At 67.9% G+C, this 1315-nt stretch carries 2 protein-coding genes; both read left to right on the top strand.

The window, feature by feature from the left end:
- The coding region (locus tag DSP71_RS13405) for a mechanosensitive ion channel domain-containing protein (RefSeq protein ID WP_147251317.1) at positions 1-509 on the top strand (509 nt) is incomplete at its 5' end.
- A gap of 21 nt (positions 510-530) precedes the next feature.
- A partial coding sequence (locus tag DSP71_RS23840) for an AI-2E family transporter (RefSeq protein ID WP_258546439.1) occupies positions 531-1315 on the top strand: 785 nt, incomplete at its 3' end.

The following is a 1315-nucleotide window of genomic DNA, read 5'->3' as shown; positions in this document are numbered from 1 at the left end:
TGATCCAATCCCGCCAGTCCGTGAAGATCGGCGAGGAGATAGAGGTCGAAGGGCCCGACGGCAAGCTGCGAGGAGTCGTGCAGGAGCTCAACGGCCGGTCGGTCATCCTCTCGACCGTCGACGGTCGGACCGTGCACGTACCGAACGCCGCCCTCCTCACCGGGGTCCTGGTCAACGACTCTCGCCACGGTGCGCGGTGCAGCACCCTCGACATCCGGGTCGAACGGGCGGACGGGATCGATGCTCATGACGTCGTGTCGATCATCTCCCGCGCCGCGAGCGAGGTCGAAGGAGTGCACACCCGCGAACATCCGGGCGTGATCTTCACATCGGTCTCCCCGGCCCGGTGGATGCTCGCGCTCCGCATCTGGCATCACCCGCTCCATGGCACGTCCGTGGTGTCAGCGACGATCCACGACGTGGCAGCGGCATTGGAAGCGGCGGGTCTGCGAGCCGTCGTCTCGGGACATCAGGACGTGCCGCCGCTGGTCGCTCCCGAGCCCTTCTGACCCGTCGACTACGCTTTCGGCGTGACCACCTCGCCTGCGCCGGAGCGCTCCCCCGACCGGATCTCCCCCAGTCTGCGGGTGCTGCTCCTTCTCGCGGCGAGCGCAGTGACCCTCGCCGGCGTCTACTTCGCGCGCGATCTCCTCGGACCCGTCGCGCTCGCGATCGTGATCGTGGTGATCTGCGATCTTCTGCGTCGACCGCTCGAACGGCGCGGGTGGCCGCAGTGGGGCAGCACGACCGCGGTGATCGTCGTCGCCTACCTGATCCTCCTGGTCATGGGCGCTCTGCTCTGGCTGGCCGGCACGCAGTTCGCGCGGCTCATCGCCGACCTCGTCTCGGAAGGCGGACTGGCGAAGACCGTCGATGATCTCGTCGGGTGGCTGCAGTCCCTCGGCCTGGACGAGGAGGCGTCGGACGCCGCGGCTTCGGTCCTCGATCCGACGACGCTTCTGGGACTCGCACGCAGCATCGGCGGGACTGTGATCGGCGTCGCGACCGCACTGTTCTTCGTCTGCGCCTACATCATCTTCATGGCGGTCGACGCGGCCCGCTATCGGGACGCTCCGTCGGTGTTCGGGGCATCCAAGGCCGCGGTCATCGCCCGGATCACTCGGCTCAACACCGGTGTGCGCCGCTACTACATCGTCAACGCGACTTTCGGCGCGATCGTCGCTGTCATCGACGGTCTCGCGCTGTGGTGGATGGGCGTCCCCGCACCCGTGGTCTGGGCGATCCTCGCGTTCGTCACGAACTTCATCCCGAACATCGGCTTCGTGCTCGGGCTCGTCCCGCCCGCGATCCTGGC

It is taken from the genome of Microbacterium sp. H6, from assembly GCF_003314775.1.
GTDB classification, from domain to species: Bacteria; Actinomycetota; Actinomycetes; order Actinomycetales; family Microbacteriaceae; genus Microbacterium; species Microbacterium oxydans.
Note: the sequence above shows the minus strand (reverse complement) of the source record. Positions and strands in the feature narration are given on the sequence as shown.